The following is a 7635-nucleotide window of genomic DNA, read 5'->3' on the forward strand; positions in this document are numbered from 1 at the left end:
GATCGGCGGGGTGAGGCTGACGCCCGATCGTTGGCGCTGCCTGGAAACGGTTTGAGCGTTTCGCTTTAAACAATGCTTTCAGTGCTCCACCCGGTCATTCTCGCATAGAAAACCGTCGCAGTCGGCTCTGGGTTTTGTGTCGATCGTCAGCCGAATCTGCGCGCAGGCGGCACAATGACGCTGCCGGAGAATCCGGAAATGGCGATCCCGGTTCCGAAGGCCCGCGAGCGGCTTGCGAACCCCTCGAGAATATCCCGTGCCACGTGTCCGGCGGCTGGGACGGGAACCAATCTGTGCGTGGTAGATTTGGACAGGCGATCTTCCTCGCCGAGGACGACGGGCAAAAGGTCTATTCGTTCGAGGTTTCCGCTCGCATCGTAGCGGCATGCAGCGACAATGCTTTGCCAGACTTCTGGCGGATCCCATTCGTTCTCGTCTGGAGGCACGTGGAAGAGAAAATTCCCGAGCCCATAAAAGATTGGCGAGCCGTTGTAGATTTCCAGTGCCTGAAGCACGGGAGCGCCGTGGCTGACGAGGAGATCTGCGCCGGCGTCGACGCACATCCGGGCAAAGGTCTGCACCCAACGCGGCACGGCCTGCCAATCCGGCTCCCAATGGTGGTGATGCAGATAAGCGATGACGAAGTCGCCTTGCGAGGCTGCCCGCCGGATGGCGGACAAATGCGTTTCCGCGCTTTTCGGATCGATCTCGATCATACGACCGAAATCAACTGCCTGGGTGAAAACTGTGCCGTAGAAATTGATCTCATTTGCGCTCGCCACGTCCGGCGGATCCTCCGGTTGCGCATAATTGGTCAGTTCAAGGTCCGAGCTTTGTAGGTGGCCGCCAAGTCTTGCAAGTCTCCTGAAATGGCCGTCCGGCACTCCGATCCTCCGAACGGTCTTGAGCCGGTTGACGCCAGGGCGAGCCGGACGGACAGTATTGTGGTTTTCGGCATACATATTGGCCGGGCCAGGACCGGCATCGACCGCAAGCAGAGAGACGTGACGATAGCCCAGATGGCGCCGGCCGAGTTTCGCGGCATCGGTCTCGTCGATCCCGATCCCGGCATGCAAGAAGCCGCGCACCTCTACTTCGTCTAGTGTAGACTGGATGCCACAAGGGCCGAGATCGAACGCGTGGTTGTTTGCCAAGGCAAGCGCGTTGAAGCCGATGTCTTGCAAGGCGTCCAGCACCTCGGGCTTGGAGTAGCCAAAGTATTTGCCCTTGGTCGGCCAACCGCCATATTGGCCGAGGATCGTCGATTCGAAATTGGTGAAGATAACGTCACCTTGCTGCAGAAAGCGTTCAACCTCAGCGAAGAGCGGGGCTTGAACATGACGGATGTCGTGCGTGATCAATGACTGGCCGGTTACGACCGCGCAAAAAGAGTCTTTCATGAAACTCGCTCTGTGGTGTGAGGGTGGGACGCACGCGTCCGGCGCATGTCGAAGTCGCAGCTCGATATCGGCTATTCCTATAAAGCTGGAGCGATATCCGCCTTAAACCACTTCAGGCTCAGCGCTTTGATCGTTCCGTCCTTGGTTGCCGTGTCGATCGCCGCGTTGAACTTGTTGAGCAACTCGGCATCGTCCTTGCGCATCCCGGCGCCCACGCCCGGTCCCCAAAGACCGCCCTTCAGTTCCGGACCGAAAAAGACGGCACCAGAGCCGTCAGGGGTTTCGAGGAAGTCGCGCCACGTGAAATAGTCGGCAAGGCCGCCATCGATGCGTCCCGCAGCAAGATCGAGCTTCAGATTGTCCAGGCTGTCATAACTGCGAATGGTCACGACATCGCCGAGGAGTTGCTTCACGACTGCCTCCGAATTCGATGAACGAAGGACACCGATAGCTCTCCCGCTGAGGGTCGATCTGATGCGCTCGATGCTTGCCTTCTCCTTGTCCCCGACGGTCGACAGGTTGACTTTTTCCTTGGTGTCGCCGGCGTCGAGCCCAAGCTCCTTGCGCACGACAAATTGGTTGAAGCCGCTGGCATAGGGGCTGGAGAACGCGATCTGCTGCTTTCGCTTGTCCGTGATCGCCATGCCGGACATGATAACGTCGTACTTGCCGACGAGCAGTGCTGGAATGATCCCGTCCCAATCTTGCGCCACAAAACTGCATTTGATCTTCATGCGATTGCACAGCTCGAGACCGACATCGACATCGAAACCATAGAGATTTCCGTTCGCATCGGTCCCATCCCATGGCGGCGACGCACCTTCGGTGGCGATCGATATTGTTTTCTTGGTTTCGGCCTGGGCCGGGAATGCTGCAATCAAGCAGGCGATAGAAACGGCAATAGCTAAGCGAATGCGCATAAGGCACCTCTTTTGTTGAAGTCGGTGGGAAGGCAGCCGCAAAGCTGCGGCGTCACGGCACTGGCGTGGTGATCCGGTGTCTAGGCAAGGCCGGTCGGAACCGCGCCTTGCGTCGTTGCTTCGAATGGTCGCCGGAGGAAAGCCGACGTTCCAGGAACTGGGTCGCTTTCACAGCGAGTGTCGTGAGCGCCAGATAGATCGCTCCAGCAACAATAAAAACCTCGTAGGGTGCGAACGTGGACGACACTAGTTGTCGGGCCATGCCGGTTATCTCGAGCAGCGTTACGGTGCTCGCCAGGGACGAGCCCTTGATCATCCCCACCACCTCGTTTCCGTAGGCCGGGAGCGATATCCTGAAAGCGATCGGGAAAGTGACAAGGCGAGCGATCTGGATGCGTTTCAGGCCAAGCGCTACGGCAGCCTCCACGACGCCCTTCGGCACGGACTGGAGGCCCCGGCACAGAATTTCGGTCGTGTGTGCTGCACTGTTCAGAGAAAAAGCAAGCAAGGCGCACCAGAACGGATCTCGCAAGACCACCCAAAAGACGCTGGCTCTCACTGCTTCGATCTGGCCCAGACCGTAGTAGAGCAGGAAGAGTTGCACGAGCATGGGCGTTCCGCGAATGACATAGGTGAAGACCAGCACCGCTGCGGACAGGCTTGGACGGCCAAACGCGCGGACAAAGGCCAGCGGCACCGACAGCAGAAATCCCGCCGCCAGCGATAGGACTGTCAGGGCCAAGGTAAGGCCAATGCCTGACGGCAGGACCATCATGGCGTCGAACATCAAGCCAAGGTTCATCGCCGCGCGCTCCACTATCGGCCGAGAGTCGGATAGCGCCGCTCCGCCAACCGGATCGACAGCAGTGTGATTGTCGTCAGCGAGAGATAGAGGGCGGAAGCCGCTAGATAGAAGGTCAACGGCGCGCGCAGCGATCCGGCGCCGACAAAGGCAACACGCATGATGTCGGTCAGGCCGACGATCGAAACCAGCGCGGTATCCTTGAAGAGCGATATCCAAAGATTGCCGTAGGCCGGCAATGCCAGCCGAAGCATCTGCGGTCCAATGACAAATGCCCAGCGCTGCCAGGCGTTCAACCCAAGCGACTTCGCGGCCTCGGTTTGACCCGCTGGAACCGCCGCAATCGCCCCGCGAAAAACTTCAGTGGCATAACCGGAGAAGACGACCGTGAGCGCGATGACCCCAGCGGTAAAAGCATTCACTTCCACATACCTGCCAGCGACCTTGCTCGCGAAGATGGTTCCTCCGAAGTAGATGAGCAGGATGATGAGGAGTTCTGGAACACCGCGAACGACTGTCGTGTAAGCCGTCACCGCAGCTTTGAAACGGGAGGCCGGAGAGCTCTTCGACATGGCCAACAGGAGCCCAATTGCCGTGCCGAGCAGCCCGCTAACAAGACCCAGGCTGACCGTAACCATGAAGGCGGCAGCAAACTGAGCAGTAAAACCGCCCATCGGAATCATCCATCGGTTCGGAGCTTCGCAACGTACAGGGCATTCCCAGCGCGCTACCTTCGATTCATCACCGCTATTGCGAAATTAATCTATGCCATGACCTGCAATAACTTTGCAGATTTTCTCAGTCTAATGACTGCTTCTTTTCACTCAATCTATTATTTTCAAAATTTTTGCTATAACGAATGGTTATAGATGCCCGCTTTCCTGAGCCGTACCCCGTTTGGTTCACCTTGGGCAGTTTCGACCGAGACGTGGTCGTCGCGGCAGTTTGGATCAATGATCGTCAGGCCTGACCAATTCGACGTGGTCGACACCAAGGGCTTGAGCCAGTTCATAGAGCGTGATCACGGTCGGGTTCCTCCGGCCGCGTTCCAAGCCACTGAGATATTGCTGACTGAAGCCGGAACGCGCCTCGACTTCCTCTTGGGTCAGGCCCTTCTCACGACGCAGGCGGGCGAAGTTCCGGCCGACCAATTTGCGCATATCCATGCGCTGGAAGATCGCGACTTACATACTCTGAGTTTATCAACTATAATATGTAAACGGCTCAACTGAGGAACATGTGCATCGTCTTGGCAGGAATAAGGCTCGGGCGGCGTATCTCCTCAAAGATTGCGCCGCGTTGTTTAAGAGCCACTGCTTCTTCGATCACTTCGGGGTCGATGAAGGCGCTTCAAGAAAGGACTGCAAAGGATGGAGTTGCTGCAGAGCGGCCTGAAGCTCCGTCAATTGCAGGTCTTTCGAGAGGTGCTGCGGGCCGGATCAACGAGGCAAGCAGCTATCGCGCTCGGGATTAGTCAGCCTGCGGTGAGCCAACACATCAAACAGCTTGAGGCGCTCCTCGGCATCACGCTGTTTGAGAGATCCACCAACCGCATCCTTCCTTCACGAGAGGCGTGGGAACTCCTGCGCAACGTCGACCTTGCGCTGACGTCCCTCGATCGCCTGGAAGCGTCGATCTTCGCGATGAAGAACGAAGAGAGGCAACAAATCGCGATTGCCGCACCCGCGGTCTTCGGTTTCGTGACCTTGCCGAAGGTCGTCGCGACAATCCATTCGAAGACCGGTTCGAGCGTCCGATCAATTTCAGGAAACTATCACCAGGTGGGCGAGCACATCCTGTCCGGTCGAGCGGACCTTGGCATCTCTCGGCTGCCTTTGGATCCTTGCCTGTTCGAATGGGCGCCGCTCGGCTCGGCGCGTAACGTATGCATCTTTCATCCAAAGCACCGCTTCTCAAAGCAGGCTTGTGTCGAAGCGAACGACCTGGCAGGCGAAACGATCGTTGATATCGACCCCGAATTCGCTTCCCACCAGATGAACTTCAACGCCTTGCGCTTCGCCGGCGTCGAGCCGGACATACTGGTGGAATATGACTCCAACGGTTACGAAGTTGGATTCGTTTCGGCCGGCCTTGGCGTATCGATCACCAACGAGATCATAGCGCGCGAGTATTCAGCGTTCGAGTTGGAAGCAAGACCGGTCGACCCATCCGCGCTCTATCACTACGTGGCCATCTGGCAGAGAGGCAGGCCGTTTTCCAGCACCCTTGAGATCTCTCTCGACGCGATCCGATCGGCCTTCGCGGACTGTCTCTCGGCAAACGATATAGCTCCCGATATGATTCGGCCTGCACTAGCGATCCGACGCTAAGCCTTTCGCTCATGCCTCGCTTTTGCAAAGCCGCGATCCGTCGCTATGAAGCGCTCGAGCATCGGCACGATCAGGCGCACGGGATCGGCAGACGGCTGCCCTGCTTCGCGTCCAAGGATCTCGGCATATCTGGTGAGATCGCGATGCAGCGGTGCTGGCAGTTCCACGGTGACTTTGACAGGCTTGTCGTCGGCAATCGGCGCGAGCTTCAGCTTGGCCATTTTCATCCTCCATAGGGTTCGAGCATGAGATCGCGCGTGACCAGGACGCGCACCGGAAAGCCCGGGCGTATCGTCAGCGTCGGCGCTATTTCGAGCTGACGCTGGACGATCTGCTGACCGACCTGGCTAACACTGTCGGAAGCGCCGCTGCGCAGGGCCCGTAAGATGTCGCTTTCCTGGCCGGACGAGCCAGCCTCGGCCCCGACACTGAGTATGGTGGAAAGCGCGGCCGCCTTGAACAATTCACCCCAATGATAGTCGACACCATCCTCGAGCCCGGCATAGCCCTGTGCGTCGGCGCCGGGCTGCCGCTCCAAAACAATCGAGCGGCCGTTCGGGAAGATAAGCCTGTTCCAGACAAGCAGCACGCGACGTTGCCCGAAACCGACCCCATTGTCGTACTGGCCAATGACGCGGGTGCCTTGCGGGATCAGAAGCGACCGACCGGTGGGAGTGTCGTAGACATTCTCCGTCACCTGGGCGGTGACCTGGCCAGGAAGATCGGAACGGATACCGGTTATTAGCGCGGCGGGGATGACGGCTCCGGCCTGAAGGACATAGGGCGATGCCGGGGGCACGACACGGTCTGGCGCCACGGTGCGCCGCTCGACGGCGGCGTTCAGGAATGCCACCTGGCGATCCTGCGCTGTCTGGCCAGTCGCGTCCGGACCGGAAACCGGTGTTGGCAAGTTGCCTGACGGTTCGGCCGCAGCTCCGGTCATGGCCCCTATCTGGAAGAAGACCCGCGACGTCCGGGCCGCCTCCTCCTCTGCGCGTCGGCGCTGCTCAGCCTCGTCGACAGTCGCTGTCACGATCGTCGGCGGCACAACGGGCTGCCCTTTGTTCTGGGCATCGAGCATCGGCCGGCCGAGGTCGCCAGGCAACGGCAGCCCGAGGACTGGGCCCGTATAATCGCGTGGCAGGCTAGCAAGGCCATCGGCAGGCTGCCGATTGGAGGTCGAATAAAGTTCCTCGCTACGTGTATCTGTATCGCGTGTCTGAAGCGCATAGATCAGCGCTGCGCCAACACCGAGCGACGCAACGAAGCCGATGCCGGCAAGGACCTTGCGCGACAGGCGGGTCACTCGCGGCGGCTCGGCGCGAAGTCGCATCGGAGCAGCGGCGGTATCGTTCTCGGTCATGGCTGCCCCCTCCCCTTTGCCTTGGTGCGTTCGTGAGTTTCGACGCTGGACTCAAGCCTGGCATCCATGACGGTCGGCTCGTCCGCGTCCCATCGGTGCGGACGATCCTGACGGTCTGTTGTCGTTTGCCGCTGCCGAGACGCAGTTCGGCCGCGCCAAAGAGGCGGTCGACGATCAAGATGTTTTGATAGGTCCGGCCGTTGGCGATCTCGGCTTCACCGTCTGAACCAATCACGAAGATCGGCGGCATCTCGCCCTGCACGATTCCGCGTGGAAACTCGACATAGACGCGTCGGCCATCGTCATAGACGGCGACTGGCTTCCAGGGCGGAGTGTCACCAGCGAGACCATAGCGGTAGTTGCGCGAGGCGACGTCCGGGACCATCGGTGTCCCAGGAACGGCTTGTCGCCGTCCGCCGGGCTGGACCGGATATGCCCATGCTACGGCCGGCATGTAGGGCTTCTCACCTGCCCGCAATTCGATCATGTAGCTGCGGCGGTCGGTCGTGATGACGAGATTGGTGGTGATGTCAGCGCGCGAGGGCTTGACCAGCACATGGATGCGCCGGGTGGCGCCTGAACCGCTTTCGGTATCGCCGATGATCCAGCGAGCGGTGTCGCCCGCCGCGATCGGGCCGGTGCCGGTCAAGCTCTCGCCCGGCTCGAGCGCAATATCCGTGATCTGGCCGGGCGCGGCATAGACTTGGTAGAGCGCGCCTTCGCTCCAGGGGTAGATCTGGATGGCGTTGTAATAGCCCTCGCGCCGCGGCTGGACACGCGCGGCCGCGTTGGCGCTCTCGACTTGCGCGGTCGGACTGTT

The 7635-nt window shown here is 59.6% G+C and carries 9 protein-coding genes; 1 reads left to right on the top strand and 8 read right to left on the bottom strand.

Going from position 1 to position 7635, the window contains the following annotated elements; all coding sequences use genetic code 11:
* Window positions 1-146: 146 nt before the first annotated feature.
* The 5 genes from EOA29_RS18825 to EOA29_RS18845 all read right to left on the bottom strand — a co-directional run bounded on the left by EOA29_RS18825 (window position 147) and on the right by EOA29_RS18845 (window position 4288).
* Window positions 147-1400, bottom strand: a complete 1254-nt coding sequence (locus EOA29_RS18825; RefSeq protein ID WP_127221275.1) for a CapA family protein — start codon at window positions 1398-1400, stop codon at window positions 147-149.
* Window positions 1401-1477: 77 nt separating this feature from the next.
* Window positions 1478-2320, bottom strand: a complete 843-nt coding sequence (locus tag EOA29_RS18830; protein ID WP_126095111.1) for a transporter substrate-binding domain-containing protein — start codon at window positions 2318-2320, stop codon at window positions 1478-1480.
* Window positions 2321-2372: 52 nt separating this feature from the next.
* Window positions 2373-3122: an ABC transporter permease gene (locus tag EOA29_RS18835; protein WP_127221276.1), complete on the bottom strand. Its 750-nt coding sequence runs from the start codon at window positions 3120-3122 to the stop codon at window positions 2373-2375.
* A 14-nt stretch (window positions 3123-3136) separates the two neighbouring features.
* Window positions 3137-3796 carry an ABC transporter permease subunit gene (locus tag EOA29_RS18840; protein ID WP_127221277.1) on the bottom strand — a complete coding sequence of 220 codons (660 nt, stop codon included), beginning with the start codon at window positions 3794-3796 and terminating at the stop codon, window positions 3137-3139.
* Window positions 3797-4072: 276 nt separating this feature from the next.
* Entirely contained in the window at window positions 4073-4288 is a 216-nt protein-coding gene (locus EOA29_RS18845) for a helix-turn-helix transcriptional regulator (RefSeq protein WP_127221278.1), read from the bottom strand.
* A 204-nt stretch (window positions 4289-4492) separates the two neighbouring features.
* Between EOA29_RS18845 and EOA29_RS18850 the strand changes: the two genes are divergently transcribed.
* Window positions 4493-5452, top strand: coding sequence for a LysR family transcriptional regulator (locus EOA29_RS18850; RefSeq protein WP_127221279.1), 960 nt, complete (start codon window positions 4493-4495; stop codon window positions 5450-5452).
* Here EOA29_RS18850 and EOA29_RS18855 read toward each other — a convergent pair.
* From EOA29_RS18855 to trbG, 3 genes are all read right to left on the bottom strand, one after another.
* On the bottom strand, window positions 5449-5673 hold the full coding sequence (locus EOA29_RS18855) for a DUF2274 domain-containing protein (RefSeq protein ID WP_127221280.1): 225 nt from the start codon (window positions 5671-5673) through the stop codon (window positions 5449-5451). The genes EOA29_RS18850 and EOA29_RS18855 overlap by 4 nt on opposite strands.
* A 2-nt stretch (window positions 5674-5675) precedes the next feature.
* Window positions 5676-6758, bottom strand: coding sequence for a TrbI/VirB10 family protein (locus EOA29_RS18860; protein ID WP_245468489.1), 1083 nt, complete (start codon window positions 6756-6758; stop codon window positions 5676-5678).
* A partial coding sequence (gene trbG / locus EOA29_RS18865) for a P-type conjugative transfer protein TrbG (RefSeq protein ID WP_245468488.1) occupies window positions 6649-7635 on the bottom strand: 987 nt, incomplete at its 5' end. The genes trbG and EOA29_RS18860, both read right to left, overlap by 110 nt.

This window comes from Mesorhizobium sp. M1E.F.Ca.ET.063.01.1.1 (assembly GCF_003998155.1).
GTDB lineage: Bacteria > Pseudomonadota > Alphaproteobacteria > Rhizobiales > Rhizobiaceae > Mesorhizobium.